Raw genomic sequence first — 26,238 nt, 5'->3', positions numbered from 1 at the left:
TCTTTCCATATTGATATTGATGGGGCCCTTTTCCCTTCCCGTCCGGCGATAACGTCCCTCAAACCGGACCGGGCGCCGGAACTTCCGTCCCGGCGCCCTGGGTCCTTCTCAGGACTTTCCGAACCGCTTTACATAGGCCCGCCATGTAGTCGCAAGCTTCCCAAAAGATTCCTCCGTGGAATCCGCGGGAATATCGATGGGGCGATGACGCGCGCACTTGTGAGGCGCGGTGCGTATCGTCTCCGGGTCTTCCCGGCATTCCACCGCGATGCGGCGAAGCACTTCCACATAATAATCAATATCGTCTTTATTATAACTCTCACAGGGCTCCGGTGTAAATGGCTCCGGCACAGTAAATGGATGATGGGACATCCAAAGTTCGGAAATACCGTAATCCACAAGCCGGTGATTTACGTCCACAATGCCCAGCCCCGTCTCCTCAAAGAGCTTGTCGAAAGACAGGCGAGTCTGCTCCATGCGGCGCTCTCCCTTCCCGTAATGCAGGGATACGCCGGGCACCTTTTCCAAGATCTTCTTGGTCATGTACTGATTGTTCAGCACAGAGATCACCGCCGCCTGGCGCATGCCCTCCCAGCCAAGACTCATACACCACATATAGGCTCTCGTCACTGCGGTGGCATTGCCTAAAAACAGTTTTACGTATCCGATGCTGTCCTTTCTGTCATAATCCAGGTAGTATTTGCTTCCGTCAAACTCTACCGTAGGTTTGGGCAGAAACGCCTCGAACGCTCCGGTGCAGCCAATGGCGCCGCAGCCCGGTCCGTCGGAACCGTGAGGGGACGAGAAGGTCTTGTGCAGATTGAAATGCATCAGATCAAAGCCCGCCTCTCCGGCCCTCGCCACGCCCAGCAGCGCGTTGGCATTAGCCTGATCGTACACGCAGACGGCGTCTACCTGATGAGCCGCTTCCGTGAACTCGTGGATGCGGTCGTTGAAGATCCCCGTGTCCTCCGGATTGGTGATGAAAATGGCGGCCGTCTTCTCGCTGAGCGCCGCTTTATATTCCTCGAAGTTGGGGAGCCCAGTCTTTTCATCGGGCATCAGCGTGATGATCTTATAGCCCAGAGTAGAAGAGGCTGCCGCGTCCACCGGATGGGAATGCAGCGTGGTCACGATCTCCGTCTTATGGGTGTTTCCTTTGGACTCGTGGTACTTCCTGACCAGCTGAGCGTTGGTATAGATGGCGTGACCTCCGGCCACAGGCAGGAAGGAAAAACGCTCCATGCCCGCCAGCTCTTTCATGATCTGCTCCGTCTTATAATATATTTCCAGGATCCCCTGCATGGTATCCGTGTCCTGAAGCGGATGCACATCCATGAGTCCGGGATGCCGCATCATATGCTCCTGTACCTTAGGGTTGTATTTCAGCGTACACGTTCCCTGCGAGATGCCCAGCGTGTTGTCCGACCCCATCATCTCCTGGGTCACACGACTGTAATGCCGCACCAGCCGCGGCTGGCTGACCTGAGGCAGAGCCGGCCGCTTTTTTCTGCGGACGCCTGCGATCTCTCCCAAAACGTCCCCGGCAGCTTCCGCGACCTCCTGCTCGGCCTTCGCCACCAGGATCCCCCGCTCTCCCGGTACGGTGAGTTCCAATACGATGGGTTCGTTCCAGCGGGCCTGATGAAATTCTCTGATCTCTATCTCTTTCGCCATTACATAAGCCCCCTTTCCACCGCCTGTACAAATTGATCGATATCCGCCTTGCTGTGGATCTCCGTCACGCAGACCAGCATGCAGCCGTCCAGGCCCATGCCTGTTCCCGTCAGATCATATCCGCCGATGATGTTTTCCGCCAGCAGTTTTTTATTCAGTTCCGCCGGGGTCACGCCGGAGGCTGTGAGATCCAGCACGAATTCCTTAAAGACCGGTCCGCTGTATTTCAGGGATACCCCCTTGATCGCAGAAAGTTTCTTTGCCGCGTAACGCGCCCTCTGCATGATCAGGGTGCCCACCTCTTCCATGCCCGCAGGACCCATAACGGCCAGATATACTCCCGCCGTAGCCGTCCAGAGCCCGGCGCTGGTCCCTGTGTATTCCGCGCACTGTTCACGGATCTCATAGGAGGTCCGGTCAAAGGACGCCTCGAAGCTGAAGCCGATCTCTCCCTCCACCGTGGTAGGCGAAGCGCCGTACATCATATCCTTCAGCTGGAATGCATACTTCGGATCATCTTTTACCATGACGTAGCCGCCCACACCGGCTCCCGCAAACATGTGGATGCCGATGGAGTGAATATCGCCGCAGGCGATGGTCGCGCCATAGCTGCCCGGAGCCTCCATTACGCCCATGGAAATGGGATCTCCGTAGACGATGAATTCCGCCCCCGCCTTCTTCGCCATGGACCCGATCTCCTCCGCCTGGATCTCTATGATGCCCAGGAAGGTAGGATTCTCGATCATGACCGCCGCCGTCTGGTCGTCCAGCTTGGCAGCCAGGTCTTCCAGATCCAGCAGGCCGGTGTCCCCACTGTATTTGACTTCAACCAGATCGCAGTAATTTCCGTCGATCTGAGTCAGATAGTTTCTGGCGATATTCAGAGTCATCGGATTGATGCTGGCCGGGTAGAGTACCTTTTTGCGGCCGGAGATCCTTCCCGCCATGCGAAAAGCGTGGCCCAGCGAGCTGCCCCCGTCGTACTGCGGAAAGGCGATGACGTCCATGTCCAAAAGCTCAGCCATCTGGCTCTGATACTCGAACTGCAGCTGGCCCCTGCCCTGATCGCCCAGATCGCTGGTATAAGCAGTGTAAAACTCTCCGCGGCCCAGGACTTCATCCACTACAGCCGGCACGTAGTGCGGCGCGCAGCCGGCTCCCAGGAAGCACAGATGGGTCCCCGCTCCGGCGTTTTTGTTCAGGATCGCCGCGGTATGGCGTTTCAGCGAGCACTCGTCCAGAATGGGTTCCGGCAGTTTAAAGTCATGGTAGAGTAAATGATCGGGGATCACTTCAAAAATTTCCCGCTCATCCTTCGCCTCCACCTCCCGCATCATTTCCGCCTTTACCTCCGGCGTGGTATTTGGTATGTATGGGTAAACGATCTGTTCCATCTTTAATTTCCTCCTTCGCCCCCGCCTAGTAACCGGCGGTCAGGCCGCAGTCGATCGACAGCGTCGTGGCCGTGATGGAGTCCACCTTGGGAGACGCCAGGAACAGAACGCATTCCGCGATCTCGCTGGGCTGAATGAACTTGGCTCTCTCTCCCTGAGGATACTTTCTCAGCAGATTGTGGTAGTAACCTTCGATGTCTCCGCCGCCATAGACTTCCGCCTGGCCCACCAGCATGGGCGTTTCCACATCCGCCGGCGCGACAGCGTTCACTCTCACGCCCAGAGGCGCCAGCTCCAGTCCCAGGGATTTGGTGATCAGCGTCACGCCGCCTTTGGAGGCATTGTAGATACAGTTGCCGGGGTTCCCTCCGATCCCGGCGTCAGAGCTGATATTCACGATGCAGCCATGGGTCTTGATCAGTTCCGGGATGGTTCTGCTGCAAACAAAGAAGGTTCCCTTCAAATTGACATTGATCGTGCGGTCCCATTCGTCCTCGGTCATTTCCCAGGAATCGCCTTCCACCCAAACGCCTGCGGTGTTGACGACCACATCCAGCCTGCCCGCCCGTTTTACCACCTCGGCCACCATTTTTTCAATGTCCGCGACCTTCGTCACATTGCACACCACATAATCGACCGCGCCCATGGGATCCATTTCGGCCTTTGCCTTCTTCAGGCGATCTTCATTGATATCTGTAATGTAGACCTTCGCTCCCTCTTCCAGAAAGCGCTTGCCGATGCAGACGCCCATGCCGCCTCCGCCTCCGGTGACCAATACGACCTTATCTTTGAATTCGCTCATTTTCTGTTCTCCTTTCTGATTCGATCCGCGTTTTGCCTCCCGGCCGGCGGATACTGCACAATGCTGGCAGGGGACCGCCGTGCCGGCGCAAATTTTCATTGCCGGCAGCGGGGAGCCGTGTTTTAATATTCTTATATAAAGCAATCTCCATGCCAATCTGTCTTCCGCGCCAAAATCACCGAAAATAATTCACAAAAACCCCATTTCCCTTCCTTATATATAGAAATATTCCGCCCCTATGCGGTTTTTCGCACAAAATAGCCGGATTTTGTCCGCCTTCATTTCTCACATTTGATAAACAGATCCATGACATTATTTCAACTGGGCATGAAAAAAACCGATGAAAGACCTTAATTGTCCCCATTTATCAATTTCGAGAAACGCATTTATCATTATTGACAAATAAAAACCGGAGATTTTCTCTCTTTCAGCGCGCATTTTCCATATTTAAAAGTAATTTCTCGGACAGCGCGGCAAAAATACGCCATTTTTTGAGGAAAGCGGCCCAATTCATTGCTCCTAAAAAGAACTGGCACGGCATTTGCAGTTACAAAACAGCATTACCGGGTTCACTGCGCCCGGGCTGCAGCCGGACGATCCAATCAGACAGCTAAGACCAAAAGAAAGGAATGACTTACATGAATGAATTGAACTGTGACCGCAAACTTTCTTTCGCATCCAAACTGGGTTACTCCCTGGGCGGAACAGGAGACGCCATCGCCTACGATTTCATCGGCGGATTCCTGCTGTTCTTTCTCACGGACCTGGTGGGCATTTCGCCCGCCTTTGCCGGAACCATCACGTTTATCGCTATTCTGTGGGACGCCGTTACGGACCCCATCATCGGAATGCTCAGCGATAAGTCCAAATCCAAATATGGAAAAAAGCGGCCCTTCCTTCTGGGTTCCGCCATTCCGCTGGCACTGATCATGATATTTCTCTTCTCGGATCCCGGACTGACAGGAAAAGCGCAGATGGCCTATTACCTGATCTTCGCACTGCTTTTCTGGACCGCGTATACCACCTTCAACATCCCCTTCTTCGCGCTGGGGGGCTGTCTGACCACCAACGCGGACGAGCGGACCAAGATCCGTTCTATCGCTCAGGTCCTCAATTTTGTTGGCGTCTTCTGCGCCAGCGCGCTGCCCACCTTTATCATCGGTCATCTCACCGAGGATTACGGCATGGATGAGCTGGCGGCCTGGGGCGTGGCTGTCAAGATCATCGCCGCCATAGCCGCCGTCACGATCCTCATCTCCTGGCGGACCACCAGAGGCCTTGAGCTGATCATCGAAGAGACGGCGGACGTCTCCCACGACAACCTGTGGCGGGAGATCAAGGAGGTCATGAGCATCAAGCCCTACCGCAATGTCATCGCTTCCAACTTCCTGTTCTACGCCTGTTACTGCATCACCACATCTTCTGTTCTGTACTATGTGGAATACATACTGGGCATGGGAGAGAAGCAGGCCTCCGCTGTCTACACCGGCGTCACGGCGGGAGGCATCATCGTCGCCATCGCGCTGGGGCCCCTGGCCGTGATCTTCGACAAGAGGACCGCCTACATTCTCTGCGCCTTCATTTCCGGAGCCATCATGCTGGGCGCTACCTTTGTCCCCATCGCCACGCTGACGGCGGCTATCATATACGCCATTCTGATCAACATCGGTTCCGCCGGACACTGGACGCTGAGCTATACATTGCTGTACGATATCAGCGAGATCGACGAATTTGAAAACGGCAGACGGCGGGAGGGATTCCTGATGGCCTACTTCTCCTTCTGCGGCAAGCTGGGCAGCGCCATCGCCAGCTTCCTCACCGGAATGCTTCTGGAATTCAGCGGTTACAACGCCGAACTGGGCATGGCTCAGCCGGACAGCGCCCTGACCACCATCAAGCATCTGTTTACCCTTTGGCCGGCTCTGTTCGGCATCGCCTGCGGCGTGGTCATCCTGCTGTCCCCTGTTACCAGAGAGCGCTACAATAAGCTGCTGGCCAGCCTGGAACTGAAACGTCAGGGGAAGGCTTACACCACCGACGGTTTTGAAAAACTTCTCTCCAAGCCGTCCTCCATCCGCCACTGATCTTCAGATCCAGTGTAATTTCAGGCGGTGCAGGGAATCCTGCTTCGCGATATCTGCCCCATGATAAAAAGACGGAGCCGGTCGGCAGCCTTTACAGGGCTGCGGGCCGGACCCGTCTTTTTTCTTATGGCAGCGCGGCGCGGCTGGACGTTTTGCGTCATTTCCTGCCGACGCCCAGTTCCTTGATCTTCCGGTAAAGGGTGGCCTCGCCCATGCCCAGCTCCCTGGCCACAGCCTTTTTGGCCTCCACAGAGTACCCTGTGCGCTCCAGCGCCCGGCTGATGACCTCCCGCTCCAGATTGCGGCACTGTTCCGCCAGGGTCAGACCCCGCCGGGGCTCTTCCTCCCTGCGCAGACGAGGCGGCAGGCTCTCAGGGGAGAGCACGGCGCCGCTTTCCATATTGACTGCATACTCCACCACATTTTCCAGCTCACGAATATTTCCCGGCCAGTGGTAGCTCTGCAGCATAGCCAGCGTTTCCCCCTCATAGCCGCGGATATTCTTTGAGAGCAGCACATTGTATTTTTCCAGTGCGTTTTTCAGAAGAAGAAGAATATCCTCTTTTCTCTCACGCAGGGGAGGGACCAGAAAAGGAATGACGTTGAACCGGAAATAGAGGTCCTCCCTGAACTCCCGGTCGGCCACCATCTGTTCCAGATCGCGGTTGGTGGCTACGATGACCCGGACGTCCACGTCCAGTTCCCGGCTGCCGCCGATCCGTTCCACCTTGCCCGTCTGCAGCACGTGCAACAGTTTTACCTGCAAATGAAGGGGCAGGTCGCCGATCTCATCCAGAAAAATAGTTCCCTTGCTGGCTAATTCGAACTTTCCGGGCTTCCCCCCTTTGCTGGCCCCCGTAAAAGAGCCTGCCTCGTAGCCGAAGAGCTCGCTTTCCATCAGATTCTCCGGAATAGCGCCGCAGTTGACCGTCACGAAGGGATTGTCCTTCCTGGGGCTGGCGGAGTGGATGACTTTGGCGATCAGGCTTTTTCCCGTACCGCTTTCTCCCGTGATCATAACGGTGGATCTGCTGTCGGCGATCTTTTCGATCTGCTCCTTCAGGCGGCACATCTGCGCGCTGATCCCGATGATCTCATCCACCGACGCGCTCTCTTTCTTCTCCGTGAGATTGTAGACCATCCGGCGGACCTCAGCGATGTCCCGGAAGGACACCACGGCCCCCACGCACTTTCCGTCCTCCTCACCGGTCACTGCTTCCCCCTCGTTCTCCGGGGATATGCGCACCGGCACCGCGCTGCAGAAGAAATGCATTTCGCTGCCGTCGTCCCTGACGTAGCGTTCCTCCGTATCGCTGTAACCCTTTCCCGTGACCACCACGTTGAGGAGATGGGTGCCTCTCCACAGCTTCCTGATACTGGATCCCACGATCTCGCTCTGTTTTTTGCCGATCAGTGAAGCCGCCATCAGGTTGCACTCCGTAACGCTGCCTCTCTCATCCACCGCAATAATGCCCTCGTGAATGGACTGCAGAACCGTCCGCATACCGTTGGTAGCGCTGACCTCGTTTACTTTTCCCGCAATGAGAAAGGCCATCTTTCTCAAAAATTTCAGATATGTCTCTTTCCTTCGGATGAGCCGTTCCCTCTGCTCCTCCGTGAAAGCCACCAGTCCGATGACTCCCATCACCCTGCCCCCGGTCTTGACAGGACAGCAGATCTCCGCCAGCTCGTTCTCATATCCCCAATAATTGGGATCGCCCGGCGCGTCCTCGATAATATACTCCGTCCCCGTGCGCAGGATCGTCCCGTAGATCTCTTTGGTACCGGGGCCCCCGCACTCCTCGATGGTATTGATCCTGTCGTAATACCTGCCTGTTCCCGCCACGATGAGATGGGCGGTGGACACAATTTCCGTCTCCAGACCGATGGCGGCGGAAATCGCCTCCGCCACATCCTGCACTGTGCTCTGAATCGTAGACAGATCGATCATGACATTCCTCCTGCTGCTTTCGTCGTTCCTTCTTCGCCGTCGCCGTTCCTCCGGCTGAACCTGCCGAGCCTGCTGAATCCATCATATCACAGCCCACCACAGGAAAGCCATAAGAAAGCACAAGAAAAGAAAAACAGCGGGGGCCCCGCAGGTCGTGATTTTATTGCAAAGAAAAAGAACGCGGCAGGCGCGTCCTTTTTCCGTTGTATGTATCTGTACGGACATTGTGCGTTGTGTGGCTTTTAAAAAACTCACTCAAACAGGCATTTGGCCAGTTTGGTAAACATCTGGTCTCTGTATCTGATCTTCTCCGCGTCCTTGCCGTCGGAATAATCGTAGAAACCAGCACCGTTCTTCACCCCGTACTGCCCCTTCTCAAACCGATCCGCCAGCATTCCGAAGGGCTCCTTACGGTCGCTGAGATCCTCAAAGAGATAGGAAGCGATGTTGTAGAAAATATCCAGTCCTCCCAGATCGCAGACCTCGAAGGGGCCCAGGCAGGCGTAACGCATGCCCAGTCCGTATTTCATCACATCGTCCACCGCCTCAGGCGCTGCGATGCCCTCCTCCACGATATGAAGGCACTCCCGCAGTACCGCCAGCTGGATGCGGTTCAGCGCGAACCCCGGAGCATCCTGCACGATGACAGGCTTTTTGTCCACTGCCAGCGCCATATCCCGGATCGCCTCCGCGGCCTCGTCGCTGGTCTCTTTCCCCTGAATGACCTCGATCAGCGGGATCAGGTGCGGCGGATTGATCCAGTGCATGCCGCCGAACCGCTCCGGTCCCTCGATCACCTCCGCTATCCTGGAAATGGACAGGCCTGAGGTATTGCTGGCCAGCAGCGCGTCCCTGGGCACCAGGCGGGACGCCTCTTCCCAGAAGGTATGCTTGACTTCCAGCTTTTCCAGGATCGCTTCCACAACGAAATCCGCCGTCCCAAAACAATCCTTGGCGTCTGTGTAGATGATCCGTTTCAGCAGCGCCTCTGATTCCTCCTGGGTAACCACGCCCTGGGATACTTCCGTCTCCTGATTCAGCCGGATCAGCTTTTCCGCCTTTTCAAGAGCCGCGGGAAAAACGTCGTAAAGCACCACGTCATATCCGTATTTTGCAAACGTCTGACCCATGGAGGACCCCATGGTCCCCGCGCCGGCGATCACGATATTTTTGATTTCCTTCATGTTCCTACTCCTCTTCCATAGGCTTCAGATCCGGGCTGATGATCAGTTCGCAGCCTGTGGCGGCCTTGATCTCGTCCAGCGTGAAGTCCGGGTGCAGCTCTTTCAATACGATGCCTTCCGGCGCCACTTCCATGACTCCCATCTCCGTGATGATCAGATCCACTACGCCCAGCGCCGTGTACGGCAGCGTGCACTCCTTCAGGATCTTGTGCGCTCCCTTCTGCGTGTGCAGCATGGAGATGATCACTTTCTTCGCTCCCACTACCAGGTCCATGGCTCCGCCCATTCCAGCCACCATCTTCCCCGGTACGATCCAGTTCGCCAGATTTCCGTGCTCATCTACTTCCATGGCTCCTAGTACTGTGGCGTCTACGTGTCCGCCTCTCACGATGGAAAAACTCATGGCTGTGTCGAAAAAGTTCGCTTCCGGCGTGTGCGTTACGTACGCTCCTCCGGAGTTGATCACATCCACGTCCTCTTTTCCCTTTTCCGCGCTTCCCGCAAGTCCCGTAAATCCGTTCTCCGAATGCAGTACGATATGCACTCCCTCCGGAAGATAGTTCGCCACCATGGTCGGCAGGCCGATCCCCAGGTTGGCCACGTCTCCGTCCTTAAATTCTTTCGCCGTTCTCGACGCGATCCTCGCCTTTAAATCTGCCATGGTTTTTCACCTCCTACAATATATGTCGCAAAGATCCCGGACATCGCGTAGGTATCCGGATCTTTCTCTCCTACCTCATACAGCTGCTCCGTCGCGATGGCCACCGTGTCCGCCGCCATAGCCATCACGTAGTTGAAGTTCTTCGTGGCCTTGGCGCAGGTGAAATTGCCGAACTTATCGCAGACGGAGGCGCGGATCAGCGCGTAGTCCGCTTTCAGCGGCTTCTCTAGCAGATAGTCTTTTCCGTCGATATTGATGGTCTCCTTGCCCTCGGCAATGATGGTGCCCACTCCGGTGGGGGTGAGTACGCCGCCCAGACCGGCGCCCGCCGCTCTGATCTTCTCCGCCAGAGAGCCCTGGGGGACCAGGGTGCACTCCAGGGAGCCGTCGTTCATTCCCTTGCCGATGAGGGGGTTCATTCCCACGTGGGATGCGATGATATGGTCTACCATGCCGGCGCTCAGAAGCTTGGCGATCCCTCTGTCCGTGGTGCCGGTGGCAGCCGCGGGAAGTCCGCCGTCGTTTCCGATGACGGTCAGATGCTTGACGCCTTTTTTCACGAGCGCGTCGATCAGAATTTCGGGCGAGCCTGTTCCCAGGAACCCGCCGACCATGATGGTCATGCCATCCTGGATGCCGGCTACCGCTTCCTCAGCGGTTCTGATTTTGTTGATCATTTGAATTCTCCTCCGTTTCACACTGCCGGATCCGGCAGGCCGCTTATTTTCTGTCGCCGGGGCCCTGGTTGGTTTTTTCCCAGAGCCCTCGTCGATCAGGATCCACTGGCGATTTCTCTGTTACGCGATTCCCATGGAACCGAGAATGATGATGGCAATACAGGCGATGGTCGGGATGACTACGGTACACATACCGATGTTGACATAGCACTGCTTATGCGTCATGCCCGTCACTGCCAGAAGCGTGATGACCGCGCCGTTGTGGGGCAGAGTGTCCAGGCCTCCGCAGGCGACTGCGGCGACTCTGTGCAGGACCTCCGGGCTGATGCCGGCGGCCGCCGCCGTCTCCATAAAGCCTTCCGCGAAGGTGGCCAGAGCGATGGACAGCCCGCCGGAAGCGGAACCGGTGATACCGGCCAGCACCGAAGATGCGATCGCTTCGCCGATCAGAGGATTGGAAGAAATGGACAGCATTCCGGACGCCACGATGGCGAAACCGGCCAGCGATTTGATTACATTACCGTAGCCTACCTCAGAGGCTGTGTTCATGACGGCGAGAAGGGAACCGTTAACGCCTTCCTTCAGGGAATCCACCACGCCGTTTTCAAATCTCTTGAAGTTGAATATTACAACGAGCACGATACCGATGATCAGCGCGATGACCAAACTCCAGGTTCCTACCACAGAACCGAAGGTGGTGCCGTATCCCTCTTCCAGATAGGAAGAGTCGCCCGCGGGCAGAACCCACTTGGAAAATGCGAAATTGGCTGCGATCACGACGATGATCGGAATGATAGAAGTGCTGAAAGGCGGCAGCTTGGAGGGATCCATCACCTTCAGGTTTTCATTGGGATGATTCCCGTATCCCTCGCCGTTGGCCTTGGCCTTCTTCAGTCTGCTGGTCAGCCAGAACATGCCTCCGAACAGCATGATCAGCGCAGCCACGATACCGAGGATCGGAGCAGCGAACGCATCCGTTCCGAAATATGTCATGGGGATGGCATTCTGGATCTGCGGCGTGCCCGGCAGAGCCGTCATGGTAAAGGTGAAAGCTCCCAGCGCGATAGCCGGAGGCAGCAGTCTCTTCGGCAGATCAGCCTCTCTGAACAGGGCCGCGCCGATGGGATAGATGGCGAAGGCCGCTACGAACAGCGAAACGCCTCCGTATGTAATGACCGCGCAGGACAGCACGATCGCCCACATTTCTTTGCCTCTGCCGATCTTTTCCGTAATAAATTCGGCGATGGCGTTGGCGCTTCCGGACAGATCCATGACCTTCCCGAACACGGCGCCCAGCATAAACATGGGGAAATTGGACTTGATATACCCAGCCAGATTAGGCATGAAGGTCTCCGTATAGGTGGCCATCAAGTGGAATTCTCCGCCTTCAAGAAGAGCGAAGGCCGCCGCAAAGCAGGCGAGGATGGGGGCGAGCAAAATGATCGACCAGCCCCTGTACGCCAGGTACATCAGCAGGAGCAGGGAAATGACAATACCGATAACTCCGATCATGATTTTCCTCCTTCTTTATAAACAACACGTCTGTTACAGCTTGTTTTTAACTAGTAAAGATTGATACGATTGCAGGCCCGGGATCGGGCCTTTTCATCGGCCGTCAGCGGTCGCTCCGACCGCCGGCCGGTTCTGTGGCCGCTCCGGCCCCCGGTCTCTCCAGTCCACACACTGTCGACAGATCTGCGGTCCGGGCACTCCCGGACCGTAAGACGCTTTATCAGCGGCGCACGATCAGCCCGCGGTCCAGCCGCCGTCGATGGTCAGCGCGGAGCCTGTGATATTGTTTCCCACGTCGGAACAGAGGAATTTGACTACCTCCGCCACTGTGGAAGGTTCCAGCAGTGTCTTGACCGCCGCCTTCTGCAGCATGATCTTGCTCACCACTTCTTCTTTGCTGATTCCGTGATTCTGCGCCTGAGCTTCGATCTGATTATCTACCAGCGGCGTTCTCACATAAGCCGGGCAGATGGAATTGACCGTGATCCCGTAAGGGCCTCCCTCCAGGGCGGCCGTCTTAGTCAGTCCCATCAGGCCGTGTTTCGCGGAAACATAAGCCGACTTGAATTCCGAAGCCACAAGTCCATGGATGGAATTCAGATTGATAACGCGGCCCCAGCCCTGTTCCTTCATGGAAGGCCACGTATACTTCGTCAGCAGGAAAGGCGCAGTCAGCATCAGGGAGATCATGAAATCCCAGCGTTCCTCAGGGAACTCTTCGACCGAGGCCACATTTTGGATACCGGCCACGTTCACCAGAATATCCGTCTTTCCATATTGATCCAGCGTGTAGTCCACCAGATCCCGGCATCCCTGCCGTTTGCTCAGATCCACTGCGAAACAGTCGCAGGACAGTTTCTCCGACGCTTCCGAGAGCAGACCCTCGTTCACATCCGCCATGACCACCTTCACACCTTCCCTGGCAAGGCACTCCGCCGTGGCATAACCGATACCGCTGGCCGCGCCTGTTACAATGGCGACTTTGTTTTTCAGCATCTCTCGCTCCTCCTTTACATACACTCATGACCATACATCAGAACTCATACACTCATACTCTTTCGGTCACCTGTCTCTGTGATAACGTTTACCTGTCACGCCTATAATAAACTGCAATTATCATTCCAATCTGACAAAGAAATTGGAAATCGTGTAATACCAACGGTTGTAAAGCTCCTCAGCCTGAGGAATAAAAAAAATCCCCCGTTTTTCCGCAGTTTTCGCAGAAAAACGTAAGGATTTCCAAACATCAATATAAGAATCAGCAAATTTATGTACGATAATTCTTACACCATTTCATTTTTTCCAATTTAAAACGTTAGATATTCCGAACATTTACTTCTTTGTTCTGAATATTTTAGACTAATTCCACTTTTCTTATCACCCGTCAAACCCGCTGCCGATTTCGTACTTCATCATTTTCTCATACAGCGTCGTTCTGCTGATCCCCAGCTCTCTGGCAGCCTTTGTCTTGCTGTTTCCGCTCCTCATCAGGGCGCCGACGATAGCCAGCCGCTCCGATTCCTCCATGGTCTCTTTCAGCGTCTTTGCGCGGAAATCCGCTTCCAGACCCGTGATCCTGGAAGGAAGATGCTCCACTTTGATCTTCCCGTCGCTTCCGATAAAATTGATCGCCCGCTCCAGCACATTCTCCAGTTCGCGCACATTTCCCGGCCAATCGTATCTCATAAGGTACTCCATAGCCCCCTTCGACACCCCCTCAACGGTGAGATTTTCCCGCCGGGCAAACTTCTGAATAAAGATCCGTGCCAGAAACGGGATATCCTCCTTCCGTTCCCGCAGTGCGGGAATGTGCAGGGTCACCACGTTGAGCCGATAGTACAGATCGGAACGGAACCGGTCTTCCTGGACCATCTTGTAAAGACTTTTGTTGGTAGCGGCTACCACGCGGACGTTCACCGGTTCTCTCACATTAGAGCCGATCTTCTGGATCTCCTTGTCCTGAAGCACCCGCAGGAGCTTCACCTGCATATCCAGAGGCAGATCTCCGATCTCATCCAGAAATATGGTGCCGCCGTGGGCCGCCTGAAACAGCCCTGTCTTACCCCCTTTTTTAGCCCCGGTGAAAGAGCCCTCCTCATAGCCAAACAGCTCCGACTCGATGAGTTGGCTGGGAATGGTGCCGCAGTTGACGCAGATAAAGGGCGCGCTCTTTCTCATGCTGGCCTGATGTACCGCGTGAGCGAACAACTCCTTTCCCGTTCCGCTCTCTCCCAGAATCAGAACGCTGGAATTTGTCTTCGCCACCTTCTTTACCGTCTCCTTCAGATCCCGCATCAGGTCGCAGTTTCCGGTGATATCATCCACGCTGTATCGGGCTGTGTTGATCTTTCCAAAAGTCTTCTTGTACAGACTGAGCTCCAGCTCCATGGAGTTCATCTTTTCGTAGAGCATCCGCAGGTCGCCCATGCTCCGAAACAGCACCCTTCCAAAAGCGCCCAGGATCTCTCCGTCCTTATAGATCGGAATGCGGGAGGCGATCATCTTTTCGCCCTTGATCTGCTGAAACTCTCCCGTTTCCGGTATTCCGGTCTTTGTGACGATATCCATTCTCGTATTCTCGATGACCTCGCTGACATGGCGGCCTACCACCGTCTTCTGGTTCACACCCAGAAACTCCGCGTACGCTTTTGAGAGCGCCTCGATATATCCCTCCTTATCCACGATGACGATAAGCTCATCCACCGCCGACAGCATGGTTTCCAGCAGGATATCCGCCGCGATTTTCTCTTTCCGGCCCGATCGCTTCATCTGTGCTCCCCCTCCCACTTATCCGTCCCGTCTCATCTGCCTCGTTTGTCTCTATTTTATTGGCCATCGTCTCCAATTGCAAGGACGTTTTTCCGCACCCCGGCGTCCCGGCTGTCAACGGCCGCATCGAGCTCTGCCCCACGGTCCTGCGCGGCGGCTGTCCGGCCACTGTCCGGCATTGGGGGCCATTGGAGCCGGATTGTGCTTCCGGCCTGCGGCACAGGATGGCATCGCGGCCAACTGGAGCCGGATTGCGGCGGTTCCGGCTCACAGTGCAGGACGGCGTTCCGAGCCGGCAGATTCTGCTCACAGCACAAGGCGGCGTTCCAGGCCGGCGGACCCGGAGAATCTGTCCAGTAACCCGGCATCGCAGGCCATTGTCACCGGACAGCCGCTCCGGCCTTCAGCACAGGGCGGCACCGCGGCCCGGCAGACCTGGACAGCGGCCACGGCTCACAGAACGAAAATTGGGTGAGATCGAGAATTTTTTCTTGATCTCACCCAAAAACCGCAATGAAATAGGCGAAATGCATTTCGTTTTTAGCATTTCACCTATTTCTATACTGTACCCATAAGTGTGGACACGACCAGATTTTAGATACCCCAATTATGGACACACAGCCCGCTAGGGTTTTGGTGCATCCTGCAAAATAGACATTCGCTTTTGTGTATGGTACGCTAGGGACATCAGGAGGTCGTCATGAGCAAAATACCGTTCACAGAAGAGCAGATAAAACTGCTGCAAGAGAACCCATATACCTACAACGTTACACCCAACACCCTCTATCTCACGAAAGAATTCAAGGAACTCTTTTATCAAGAATATAGAAAGGGGAAGCTGCCCCGGCAGATCCTTGAGGAGCATGGATTTCCGATGAGCATTCTGGGCGAGAGCCGGATCAGCGGTATTTCTTCCATGATCCGCAAGGAAGCAAAGCGGCCGGAGGGGTTCCGGGAAGGTCCCACGAGCAGGAGAGAACTGCCCCTAATTGGGGATACGCCCGAAGCGGCGATCCGTGATCTTCTGCATGAGGTACAGTACCTCCGTCAGGAGGTTGAGTTTTTAAAAAAAATTACCTCGATCAAGAATACAAGGAAGTAGGTGCATTGCTAATGAATGAATCTTCCTTTGTATTTGAAGTGATCGATCAAACGATCGCGGCCGGAGAGCCCCCGCTTTGTGTGTCAGAACTGTGCCGGATCGCAGGGGTATCCAGAAGCGGCTATTACGCTTGGGTAAAAGCGGCTCCGATCCGGGAACGGCGAGAGGCAGCGGATCGCAGAGCGTTCGATCAGATTCTTGGCGCTTACAAGATGCATGGCTACACCAAGGGGGCCCGCGGTATCCATATGGCGCTGCTGCATCAGGATCCACCCGTCATCATGAATCAGAAGAAGATCCGCCGCTTGATGAACAAGTACAACCTGTCGTGTCCGATCAGGAAGGCGAATCCCTATCGGCGGATGGCCAGGGCGCTGAAGACGGACAACGTTGCGGAGAACTTACTCCGGCGTGAATTTGAATGCTATGGACCGAGGACGGTACTGCTGACGGATATCACGTACCTGCCTTACAACGGGACATTTGCTTACCTGTCGACCATTCTGGATGCCTTTACGAAAGAGATCCTGTCGTACGTAGTGAGCGAATCGCTGGAAATGGACTTCGTTTTGGAGACAGTAAAACAGCTTGTTGATCGGCATGGCATCGCGCTCACCGCCGAGACGATCGTTCATAGTGATCAAGGGTGCCATTATACCAGCCACTGCTTTATCAACCTCCTGACGGATAAGCAGCTGCGGCGTTCGATGTCGCGGAAGGGCAATTGCTGGGATAATGCGCCACAGGAAAGCTTCTTTGGCCATATGAAGGATCACATCAAGGAAAAACTGGGTGAGTGCAAGGAATGGAAGGACGTAAAGGCGGTGGTGGACGAATACATGGATTATTACAACAACCGGCGATACCAGTGGGATCTGGCAAAGCTTTCACCAACCGAGTTCTATGAATTTTGTACGACGGGAATGTATCCATTAAACATTCCCAACAAACCGGCTGTGCCAGCTGCGCACAAACCGGTTTGCGAATTGGGAGCGGAAGCGGAGCCAGGAAACAGCAGGCCTGGCTGTGCAGTCGAACAGCCTTGCAGAAAAGGAACAGGCGTCTGTTCCAGCTTCCCTGCGAAGGACAATGCCCAGGATAACGATCAAAGAAAGAGCACCTGAACATGCTGTCCATGATTCAGGGCACACAAAAAGCAACTGTCTAACATGCAGGTTTATCCAAACCTTGATTCCAAAAAATAGGGAAATCAAAAATTGATATTGTCCTTGACATGGGGTACCATTCATTCCCCGTAAAACTGAAGACATTACAGCCGGTTTTACCGCAAAAATAGGTGAAAACCGATATTTTTTACGGTTTTCACCTATTTGACTTTCCGTAATGTTTGATTTTTCCTTGAAATTGGCCTTACTCAGTGTTTGGCCTTCCTGCGGCTGTGTCTTCCGTTGGCAGTTGGCCGCCAGCCACAGCACCCCAGCCACAGCACCCCGACCGAAGCCCCCCAGCCGTAACACCCTGGCAACAGCACCCCGACCGAAGCACCTCAGCCGCAAAACCCGGCCACAGCACCCCGACCGAAGCACCTCTGCTGCAAAACCCAGCCGAAGCACCTCTGCCGTCCGCTGTTCGGCCACCAGCCGTCTCTACTCGTTCTTCAGGCTTTCCAGAGCGCTGAGATTCATGGCCCGTCTGGCCGGATAATACCCGGAGACCACACCGATGAAGATCGCAAAGACAAAGCCGCCCGCCGCTACCCACCAGGGGATGATGGAGACCACCGAACCGCCTCCGCCCATGGCGCCCAGCGCCATCTGCATAAAGGGCAGCAGCACCGTGTTCATGGCCAGCGAGATCAGAAAGCTGATCCCCACTCCCAGAAAACCGCCGATCCCGCCGATCATAGCCGCCTCAAGCAGGAACATCTTCCGGATATCCGGCAGATTTGCTCCGATGACCTTCATGACGCCGATCTCCTTCGTTCTCTCGTAGATGGACATGATCATGGTATTGGCAATGCCCAGCGCCGCCACAAGCAGCGAGATCGCGCCGATTCCGCCCAGAATGCCCTGGATCATGCGGGCCGTGTCCTGCATGGATTTCAGCCAGTCGTTCAGGCTGCTGGTCTGCAGGCCCAGAGTCTCCCGGATGTATTCGCTCACTTCCTCCACATCGTTGATATCTCCCACGTACACCATAGCCCGATTATATTCGTTGGACTGATTGGATGTAACATTTTCCTTCCGCGCTCTTTTCAGATCGTCCTGAATTTTTTTCAGCGCGTCAAAACTCATGAATACATTCCAGGCCGAATCGTCGTTGGGATTTGCCAGCACGCCCACGCCTTTGGCCTTATATTCCGTATACTTTATCTTTTCTTCCTGTCCGCCGCTGTTGCTGTTCTGCCGCTTCTGTCCGTAACTCATGTCCCCGGTGATGATCAGCTTATCGGTGAGCACATCCACCTGTGCGTCGCCGCCCCATCCTGCATAGGCGGTTTTTTTCGGGTTGTAAAACCAGCTTGGCACCTGATTGCCGAACACCACCACATTCTTGTCGCCCGCGGTCAAAAGGCGGCCTTCCTGCAGCTCATAGCCGAATTTCTCCATGACATTGGGATAGATGCCCATTACATCAGCCTGCATGATATACTTGCCGATGCCGAAAGTCAGATATTCGGAGATGACCGGCGACACTGCATCTACCTCGGGGATCTTGTCGATAGCTGCGATATTTTTATCGTTCAGCTTTCCATAATTTTTGTCCCCTGCCGGATTGTTGCCGCCCATGTTTCCCCCGCCGTTGCTGTACACGTTGACCAGATGCAGGTTTCCATAGCTTTCGATCTGCTCCTGAAAGCTGGCGGAAAGTCCGAATCCAATGGACAGCATGACGATGATAGCGCAGGTGCCGACCACGACGCCGACTACGGCCAGCAGAGTTCTGGTTCTCCGCCGCAGCAGATTTCTCGCACAGATGCTGAGTAAATCTCTGTTATTCATCGATTTCCATCTCCTGCTCCCGCTTCTTCTTGCGATGCTTTCTCCACACGATCAGTCCGATGACCGCCACTGCTGCAGCTCCAGCTATGGAAATGGGGATCCACGGAATTTTCTTCTCCGTTTCCGTGGGGTCCATCATGCCCGGATCCTCCCATGGAACCTCTTCCATGATGGTGACCTCGAAGGGCTTCTCATAGCGCTGCTCATTCCCTGCGGCGTCTTCATAGGTGAACGTGACCGTTCCCGTCATAGGCCCGCTCTGCCTGGGGATAAAAGTAAAATCATAAGAATCGCTCTTTCCGGTCTCCATATTGCCCACATAATACATGTTGGACTGAGACGCGTCAAAATCGCCCTCCACGTTGACCCGGAGATTATTCAGAACAGTCTTTCCCATATTGTAAAATTCAACGGAAAGGCTGGACTGCATGCCTGTGTAAAGCTCCGGAGGCGCCACCAGATCGTCTACTACCAGCCTGGTCTCCTGCATCACCGGGATCGAGATCACATCTTTGGATGTAAATGCATTGCCCGCCGTATCCTCATAGGACATATCAACGGTCAGGGAATAGGTCTTCTGCTCCGCGTCCCGCTTCGCGTTCATCACGATGGAATGGGCGGCGGAACCCTTTGCTTCGATCTTATCCACAAAGAAAGCGTTGCTGGACTTTACGGGAATAAACGTCCCGTCGTCCGCCGTTACTGTTACCTTCACATTGACCAGATCCTGCGTGGCGCTGGTATTGTAAAGTCCCAGATTCAGGCCGAAGTCATCTCCCGCCTGAACATAAGAACCGCCGTAACTGTAATTGGAGATCATAAGCTGAGGCGTCTTTTCCGCGCCGCCCAGATTCTTGACCATGGTCCCCGCATACTGGCTCACCGTCACCGTCTTTCCGCTGTTTTCTCCGGACGAGGAGGAGGACGACGCCTCCGCAGTGATCTTCAGCATCTGATATTCGTCTTTTTCCGTCTTTTTCGGGCTAAACAGGGTCAGGCTGCACCGCTGGGTCTTCCCGGCTTCCAGTCCTGTGATGACGAAGACGTTCTTCGTCTTGTTGGCCAGCCCTTCCGGCACTTCCACCGTGACTTTGGCGTCCTTTAAGCTGGACGTTCCCCTGTTGGCCACATCGAAAGCCAGCGTGAACTCATCCCCCGCCATGACCTGCTGGGGAATGCTGATCCCCGTGATCTCGATGTCCTTGGCAGAAAGCTTTTCACCGGTACCCTTGACCGGAATGTACAGCGTCTGCTCTAGCGATACGGAATCGTTGGAGGAATCCGCCCCTGTAATCTTAACCGTTATGGGGTAATTCTTCGAAGTTAATGTTTCATCCCCAGTTAGAGGAAACTTACACTTAAATGTACTGCCTACAAGGATATATCCAGCGTTCACATAACCCGCCGCATTATTGATCGACATCCCGTCAGGCAAATTTAAACTTACTTGGGCATTCTTGATTTCTGTATTTCCACGATTAAATATTTCGAGATTAATGGTTGTCACATCACCCGCGATAATTCCATCTTCATTCGATAATTTATATACAATATCTACCGCTGCATTCTTGGCACTGCTTTGTGGATTCAGATCTTCGGCGATTTCTATTGACGCACGCTTTTCTGTTAATTTAGCTCCGCTGTTTGAATCATATAATATCAATGTCAGCGTGTGACTGTTAACCGACGCCCTTCTTGCGACATCGATCTTAAATGTGCGTGAATCCTTATCGCCCGGCTCCAATGTTGTAGCAGCCGTGCTGTTTCCGCTGGAAACCGACAGATCATTTCCCACGCTCAACTCAGCCCTATAATTATAAGTACTTCCTCCAAGCGGCGCATTATTTTTTATTGAAAATGTGACTTTCACATCTTGTGCACCCTGGGATGCAAAATAATCCCCTTCAAAATCTATAATCAGATCAGAGATCGCATCTGCATAAACTGGCCTCCCCGCCATGCCAAAAAACATTCCGCAGATGACCGCCACCATCGTCAGTACGGCCACTGCCCGGTTCATGGACAGCTCCAAATTCTTTTTCCCCTCATCCTTCCGATACACACTGTTCATCTTACTGCGCTTCCTCCTTGTTCCCTTTTGAAATTCCTGCTTCTCTGTGCTGTGCATCTTTTTTCTCATCCCGGTCCGAGACCGTCTTCGGTCCTTCTGTCTCTATGGTTTCATTCGGCGTTCTTTCGTCTGCCGATATGGGTTCTTTTGTGAGTTTCAGCCCTTTGGGACGCTCCTGTTCTTTCGCCGGTTTCTGGCCCCCTGCCGGGTCCGTCCCATCCGTCTCTTCCTGTCCCGCCGCGGGCTCCTGTTCTTCCAACATCACCGCGGGATGCCGGTTTTCCCTGACGTGCAGGATATTTCCGTCCTGTATGGTCACCACCTTGTCCGCGTAGGCCGCGATACTGCGGTCATGGGTCACCAGGATCAGCGTCTGACCGTGCCGTTTCACCTGACGGACGATCAGATCCATGACCTCCTTGGTGGTGTTGGTGTCCAGGTTTCCCGTGGGCTCGTCGGCGAAGATGATCTTCGGCGTACCCACCAGCGCCCTGGCGATCCCCACCCGCTGCTGCTGACCGCCGGACATCTGCGTGGGTTTTCGCTTCTCGTAACCCTTCAATCCCACGGCGGCCATCACTTCCCGGGAAATCTTCTCCCGCTTTTTTTTGTCCATGCCCTGAAAGATCAGCGGGAGACTGACATTTTCCAGTGCGGTCATCATCGGCATCAGGTGATAGGCCTGAAAAATAAAACCGATGTTCTTCTGCCGGAACAGTGTGACGCGCTCCTCATTCAACTTGTGAATGGGGACCCCTCCGATGATGATCTCGCCCTTAGAAGGCTTTTCCAACCCGGCCACCATATTCAAAAACGTAGACTTTCCCGATCCCGAAGTACCGAGAAAGCACACGATTTCCCCTTTGTAGATGTCCAGACTCACATCATCCAGCGCCACGACCTTTTCCTCGCCCATCCGGTAGATCTTTCGCACGTGCTTTACGCTGATGAGCGGCTTCTCCGACTTGTTCTGCGTCATATATAAATCCCCTTTTTTCATCCGTCCGTTTTCCCCAAAACGGGCGTTTCCGAACCGAAAATGGATCCGGGTCGGCAATCATAATCTTAGTGTACTACGACACCTAGTACAGTGTCAATCTGCATTTCCTTACGAAATCCTTAAGCCCCCATCTTCCCCTGACAACATTGTTTAGAGGGAAAATCTTCCTCTCTTTTCTATGCTCTGTTTCTGCCTCTTGAACCAAGATATGAGTTAGACGGGACCCGCGAAAAAATAGTTTCATTGATTATCATTTTTTTCGACTATTTTCTGTGCTGCGCTTGTATCCCCCCGAGTCCGCGATCTGGGAACATACGGAAATATCCTTATTCGCGCTGCGGGCTCACCTTCACAATGCAGGCTATTTTGTTATTCCGTCAATATCGCCAAAGAACGGCGACATTTCCTACATAATCAAAAAGACGGAGACGATTCCTTTCAGAAGCGTCTCCGCCTTGCGCTATATATCGCTTATCGGCCTTATTTCAGTTCGATCTTATGGAACGTTTTCTTGCCTTTCCTGATCAGAAGAGCTCCGTCGTGGAACATATCCTTCGTGACTTTCATCTTGGGATCGGTGACCTTCACGTCGTCCACAGACACGCCGCCCTGCTCGATGGCCCGGAATCCCTCGCCGTTTGAGGGAACCAGCTTGACTTCCTTCATCAGGGAAACCAGCCCCATGCCTTCCCCTTCAAACAGCGACGCGTCGAAGGATGTTGCGGGCACGTGATCCATAGCTCCGCCGCCGGCAAAGAGCGCTCTGGCTGCGTCCTGGGCCTTCTGCGCTTCCTCCTCGCCGTGGACCAGCTTCGTCACCTCAAAGGCCAGCACTTCCTTGGCGTGGTTGATCTCCGCGTCCTTCAGGGCGGACAGCCGGTTCACCTCGTCCATGGGCAGGAAGGTAAGCATTCTCAGACACTTGTTCACGTCCGCGTCCTCCACGTTTCTCCAGTACTGGTAGAACTCGTAGGGAGACGTCTTCCCGCCGTCCAGCCACAGCGCGCCCTTCTGGGTCTTGCCCATCTTGACGCCCTCGGAGGTGGTCAGCAGGCTGAAGGTCATCCCGTATACCTGCTTCTGCAGTTCTCTTCTGGTCAGATCGACGCCGAAGAGGATATTAGACCACTGGTCGTTTCCTCCGAACTGCATTTTGCAGTCCAGATCTCTGGCCATGATCATGAAATCGTAGGACTGCATGAGCATGTAGTTGAATTCCAGGAAGGACAGGCCCTTCTCCAGTCTCTGCTTAAAACACTCCGCCCGCAGCATGCTGTTCACGGAAAAATGCTTGCCGATGTCCCGGATAAACTCGATGTAATTTAACGGCAGCAGCCAGGTGGCGTTGTTCACGCAGGCGGCTTTGCCCGTCTCCGGTTCCACGGTCTTTCCCACGCCGTCATAGTGGAAATTCTCATCGAACTCGATGAACTTGTCAAACAGCTTTTTGAACTGGTCGCAGTTGTGCTGGATCGTCTCCGGCGTCATCATGCTCCGCATGTCCGTGCGGCCCGAGGGATCGCCCACCATGCCCGTGCCTCCTCCGATGAGGACGATGGGCGTATGGCCGAACTTCTGCATCCACATCATGATGATGACCTGCATGAAATGCCCTACGTGCAGGCAGTCCGCCGTGGGGTCGAAGCCGATATAAAATTTGATCTTCTCCCTGCCCAGCATCTGGCGTATCTCTTCCTCATGGGTGGTCTGTTCAATAAAGCCTCTCTCCTGCAGTACATCAAACACATTGGTGTACTGGCTGACATTGTCCGGAATAAATTGTTTCATGTCTCCTACCTCCAACTCCGCCCCATGCGGAGTTTCCCTTCCATTTTTCTCATTATCTCGTTTCGATGTTCGCCGGACCGCATGCTTCCGCATTCCGTCCGCAGGCCCTTGCCTTTCGGCGCCGGCCCGCCGCAGCCCGGTTCCATCTCCCGTCATTCTCGATTTTTTATCGTTTTGCCGTTTCAGTGAAAGCCTTTTTAAGCCTTTCGCCGCCGCGCTTCCCGGCGTGATCTCACCGTTCCTCCGGTCTCCGCCATCGCGTCGTCTCCCGGCCGCAGATCACTTCGTGCCGTACAGCCGGTCTCCGGCGTCGCCCAGACCCGGTACGATATATGCGTGCTCGTTCAGCCGCTCGTCCTTGGCCGCGATGAAGATGTCCACATCGGGATGGGCCTTCTGCAGCACTTCGATCCCCTCCGGCGCGGCGATGAGACACATGAAGATGATCCTTCTGCCGCCTCTGGCTTTGATAAAATCAATGGCCGCCGCAGCGGAACCTCCGGTAGCCAGCATGGGATCCACCACAAATACCTCCCGCTGTTCAATATCAGAGGGCAGCTTGCAGTAATATTCCACCGGCGCATGAGTCTCGGGATCGCGGTACAGACCTACGTGTCCCACCTTTGCGTTGGGCACCAGCGCCAGCATACCGTCCACCATTCCAAGTCCGGCCCGGAGAATGGGTACGATGGCGATATCCTGCCCCGCCAGCATTTTTACTTTAGTGGAGCAAATGGGCGTCTCGATCTCGACCTCTTCCAGCTGGAGATTTCGCGTGGCCTCATAGCCCATGAGCATGGAGATCTCTCTCACAAGCTCTCTGAAATCCTTTACACTGGTCTCTTTTTTGCGAAGCATCGCCGTTTTGTGCTGAATTAACGGATGATCGAATACATAGACTTTTCCCATTTCATTACCTCCAACTGTGATCCTTACTTCTGATAATCGATACCGCATGCTATTGCGGACGCACGGCTACATCTGATCCAGCATGTCCACTCTGCGCTGATGGCGTCCGCCCTCAAATTCCGTATCCAGCCAGATATCCACCAGCTTCAGCGCTTCCGCTTCCTCCAGGACTCTGCCTCCCAGCGCCAGTACATTGGCGTTGTTGTGCCGCTTGGTCATCTCCGCCATAAAAGGCGTCGTCGCCACAGCGCACCGCACGCCGGGGACCTTGTTTGCCGCGATGGAGATACCGATGCCCGTGCCGCAGCAGACCACACCCAGATCTGCCTGGCCTCCGGCCACCGCTTCACCACAGGCTTTTCCGAAGATCGGATAGTCCACGGATTCCTCCGAATGGGTTCCCAGATCCACCGTCTCATATCCACGATCTTCCAGATGTTTTTTTACCGCCTCTTTCAGCGTAAAACCGCCGTGGTCGCTTGCTAACGCTATTTTCATGTTTACCTCCTCGGGCCGATGGGCGCACGCCTGCAGGCAGTCCGTCCGCCGTTCCCTGTCTTCTTTTCTTATTTTCAGTCCGCTCCGCCCGATCTCCCGGGCGCCGCAGAAACTCTCAGACCTGCTCGACGCGGTATCCCGCCGATTTCAGCATTCGATTCATCACCGAAAACCCTACGGGATCGCTGGTATCAAGGGCAGCCGCAAGAATGATGTCCACGCCGGAAGCGTCCATTTTTCTCAGCTCAGCGAAAAACTCGCGGGCCACCAGCCTGGCGTCCTCCCCCTCAAACAAGAGGAGTCCTACGCTGCGGCCGGCCGCTTCCTCCGCCGCTTTTCGCTTCAGAGCCGCCTGCCGCACCGCTGCCGCTCCGCCCTGATAGAGGATCATCTCCGCCCTGGGTGCGTAGTGGCGGTATTTCATTCCCGGCGCCTTTGGCGCCGGCCCATCCGTCTGTTCCAGAAGACTGCCGTCCGCTCTGCCGCCCGGTGTGCCGCCCGCGCTCACATCCCGGGGCCGGTTTACAAAGAGCGCGGGATCGTAGACTACTTTGCCTCCGATCTTGTCCCTGATCATCTCCGGCGTGATGATGCCCGGCCTGAGAATGGCCGGCGTGTCCTCCGTCATATCCAGCACCGTAGACTCGATGCCTACCCTGCAGGGCTCCGCCTGCAGGATCGCGTCGATCCTCCCGGAAAGATCCTCGTATACGTGTTCCCACCTGGTGGGACTGGGTCTTCCGGAGAGATTGGCGCTGGGCCCCGCCAGCGGACAGCCCGCCTCCCGGATCAGGGCCAGCGTCACCGGATGATCAGGCATGCGGACCGCCACGGTGGGCAGGCCCCCCGTGGTCGCAAGCGGAACTTCGCCGCTCTTTTCAAATATCATGGTCAGCGGTCCGGGCCAGAAGGCCTCCATCAGTTTTTCCGCCTTATCCGTCACTCTGCCGGCGAGTTGTTCCAGTCCGCTGATCTCCGAGATGTGGACGATCAGAGGATTGTCGGAAGGTCTGCCCTTCGCCTTGTAAATATCCGCCGCGGCATTGGGATTCAGGGCGTCCCCACCCAGCCCGTACACGGTCTCCGTGGGAAACGCCACCAGCCCGCCGGCCCGCAGAACAGATCCGGCGTAAGCCAGCTTCTCCCCCGCATGCTCCAGATCCGTCACATCCAGCAGTTTTGTTTCCATTTCTTAT

Annotated in this window: 20 protein-coding genes; 3 read left to right on the top strand and 17 right to left on the bottom strand. The window is 54.9% G+C overall.

What is annotated here, in order from left to right; translation table 11 throughout:
• Positions 1–108: 108 nt before the first annotated feature.
• From gcvPB to E0E37_RS04435, 3 genes are read right to left on the bottom strand one after another with little or no spacing between them, the layout of a single operon-like run.
• The gene (gene gcvPB / locus E0E37_RS04445) at positions 109–1,677 is read right to left on the bottom strand and encodes an aminomethyl-transferring glycine dehydrogenase subunit GcvPB (RefSeq protein ID WP_130861782.1); all 1,569 of its coding nucleotides are present in this window, start codon (positions 1,675–1,677) and stop codon (positions 109–111) included.
• Positions 1,677–3,071, bottom strand: a complete 1,395-nt coding sequence (gene gcvPA, locus E0E37_RS04440) for an aminomethyl-transferring glycine dehydrogenase subunit GcvPA (protein WP_130861781.1) — start codon at positions 3,069–3,071, stop codon at positions 1,677–1,679. Before gcvPA ends, gcvPB begins: the two co-directional genes overlap by 1 nt.
• A 25-nt stretch (positions 3,072–3,096) precedes the next feature.
• Positions 3,097–3,873, bottom strand: a complete 777-nt coding sequence (locus E0E37_RS04435; protein WP_130861780.1) for an SDR family NAD(P)-dependent oxidoreductase — start codon at positions 3,871–3,873, stop codon at positions 3,097–3,099.
• 638 nt (positions 3,874–4,511) lie between these two features.
• Between E0E37_RS04435 and E0E37_RS04430 the strand changes: the two genes are divergently transcribed.
• Positions 4,512–5,957, top strand: coding sequence for an MFS transporter (locus E0E37_RS04430; protein WP_165445203.1), 1,446 nt, complete (start codon positions 4,512–4,514; stop codon positions 5,955–5,957).
• Between the two features lie 157 nt (positions 5,958–6,114).
• Here the strand turns inward: E0E37_RS04430 and E0E37_RS04425 are convergent, their stop codons facing one another.
• The 7 genes from E0E37_RS04425 to E0E37_RS04390 form a co-directional block, all read right to left on the bottom strand.
• Positions 6,115–7,908 (bottom strand): sigma-54-dependent Fis family transcriptional regulator, encoded by a 1,794-nt coding sequence (locus tag E0E37_RS04425; RefSeq protein WP_130861778.1) that lies wholly within the window; start codon positions 7,906–7,908, stop codon positions 6,115–6,117.
• A 251-nt stretch (positions 7,909–8,159) separates the two neighbouring features.
• Positions 8,160–9,092 (bottom strand): 3-hydroxyacyl-CoA dehydrogenase family protein, encoded by a 933-nt coding sequence (locus E0E37_RS04415; protein WP_130861777.1) that lies wholly within the window; start codon positions 9,090–9,092, stop codon positions 8,160–8,162.
• 4 nt (positions 9,093–9,096) lie between these two features.
• Positions 9,097–9,753 carry a 3-oxoacid CoA-transferase subunit B gene (locus E0E37_RS04410; protein ID WP_130861776.1) on the bottom strand — a complete coding sequence of 219 codons (657 nt, stop codon included), beginning with the start codon at positions 9,751–9,753 and terminating at the stop codon, positions 9,097–9,099.
• On the bottom strand, positions 9,741–10,430 hold the full coding sequence (locus tag E0E37_RS04405; protein ID WP_130861775.1) for a CoA transferase subunit A: 690 nt from the start codon (positions 10,428–10,430) through the stop codon (positions 9,741–9,743). The genes E0E37_RS04410 and E0E37_RS04405 overlap by 13 nt, the downstream gene beginning before the upstream one ends.
• Before the next feature lie 120 nt (positions 10,431–10,550).
• Positions 10,551–11,942 carry a GntP family permease gene (locus E0E37_RS04400; protein WP_154939418.1) on the bottom strand — a complete coding sequence of 464 codons (1,392 nt, stop codon included), beginning with the start codon at positions 11,940–11,942 and terminating at the stop codon, positions 10,551–10,553.
• Positions 11,943–12,176: 234 nt separating this feature from the next.
• On the bottom strand, positions 12,177–12,938 hold the full coding sequence (locus E0E37_RS04395) for a 3-hydroxybutyrate dehydrogenase (protein WP_130861773.1): 762 nt from the start codon (positions 12,936–12,938) through the stop codon (positions 12,177–12,179).
• Positions 12,939–13,319: 381 nt separating this feature from the next.
• Complete coding sequence (locus tag E0E37_RS04390; protein WP_130861772.1) at positions 13,320–14,711, bottom strand: sigma-54 interaction domain-containing protein; 1,392 nt, start codon at positions 14,709–14,711, stop codon at positions 13,320–13,322.
• A 700-nt stretch (positions 14,712–15,411) separates the two neighbouring features.
• Here E0E37_RS04390 and E0E37_RS04385 point away from each other — a divergent pair.
• Positions 15,412–15,813 (top strand): HTH domain-containing protein, encoded by a 402-nt coding sequence (locus tag E0E37_RS04385; protein ID WP_130861771.1) that lies wholly within the window; start codon positions 15,412–15,414, stop codon positions 15,811–15,813.
• An 11-nt stretch (positions 15,814–15,824) separates the two neighbouring features.
• Positions 15,825–16,937 carry an IS3 family transposase gene (locus E0E37_RS04380; protein ID WP_246019637.1) on the top strand — a complete coding sequence of 371 codons (1,113 nt, stop codon included), beginning with the start codon at positions 15,825–15,827 and terminating at the stop codon, positions 16,935–16,937.
• Between the two features lie 483 nt (positions 16,938–17,420).
• Here E0E37_RS04380 and E0E37_RS04375 read toward each other — a convergent pair whose 3' ends face one another.
• The 7 genes from E0E37_RS04375 to E0E37_RS04345 form a co-directional block, all read right to left on the bottom strand.
• Complete coding sequence (locus E0E37_RS04375; protein WP_130861769.1) at positions 17,421–18,776, bottom strand: ABC transporter permease; 1,356 nt, start codon at positions 18,774–18,776, stop codon at positions 17,421–17,423.
• A complete protein-coding gene (locus E0E37_RS04370; protein WP_165445202.1) occupies positions 18,769–20,172 on the bottom strand; it encodes a COG1361 S-layer family protein in 1,404 nt (467 codons plus the stop codon). The genes E0E37_RS04375 and E0E37_RS04370 overlap by 8 nt, the downstream gene beginning before the upstream one ends.
• Before the next feature lie 676 nt (positions 20,173–20,848).
• Positions 20,849–21,826 (bottom strand): ABC transporter ATP-binding protein, encoded by a 978-nt coding sequence (locus E0E37_RS04365; RefSeq protein WP_130861767.1) that lies wholly within the window; start codon positions 21,824–21,826, stop codon positions 20,849–20,851.
• A 501-nt stretch (positions 21,827–22,327) separates the two neighbouring features.
• Entirely contained in the window at positions 22,328–23,635 is a 1,308-nt protein-coding gene (tyrS, locus tag E0E37_RS04360) for a tyrosine--tRNA ligase (protein WP_130861766.1), read from the bottom strand.
• Positions 23,636–23,914: 279 nt separating this feature from the next.
• Positions 23,915–24,544 (bottom strand): uracil phosphoribosyltransferase, encoded by a 630-nt coding sequence (gene upp, locus E0E37_RS04355; protein ID WP_130861765.1) that lies wholly within the window; start codon positions 24,542–24,544, stop codon positions 23,915–23,917.
• Between the two features lie 66 nt (positions 24,545–24,610).
• On the bottom strand, positions 24,611–25,042 hold the full coding sequence (gene rpiB, locus E0E37_RS04350) for a ribose 5-phosphate isomerase B (RefSeq protein ID WP_130861764.1): 432 nt from the start codon (positions 25,040–25,042) through the stop codon (positions 24,611–24,613).
• A 115-nt stretch (positions 25,043–25,157) separates the two neighbouring features.
• Complete coding sequence (locus E0E37_RS04345) at positions 25,158–26,231, bottom strand: L-threonylcarbamoyladenylate synthase (RefSeq protein WP_130861763.1); 1,074 nt, start codon at positions 26,229–26,231, stop codon at positions 25,158–25,160.
• Positions 26,232–26,238 lie beyond the last annotated feature (7 nt).

Origin of the sequence: Bacilliculturomica massiliensis, assembly GCF_900605495.1 — a bacterium.
Lineage (GTDB): Bacteria > Bacillota > Clostridia > Peptostreptococcales > Anaerovoracaceae > Bacilliculturomica > Bacilliculturomica massiliensis.
The sequence above is the reverse complement of the archived record's forward strand: the minus strand, read 5'-3'. Positions and strand labels throughout refer to the sequence as shown.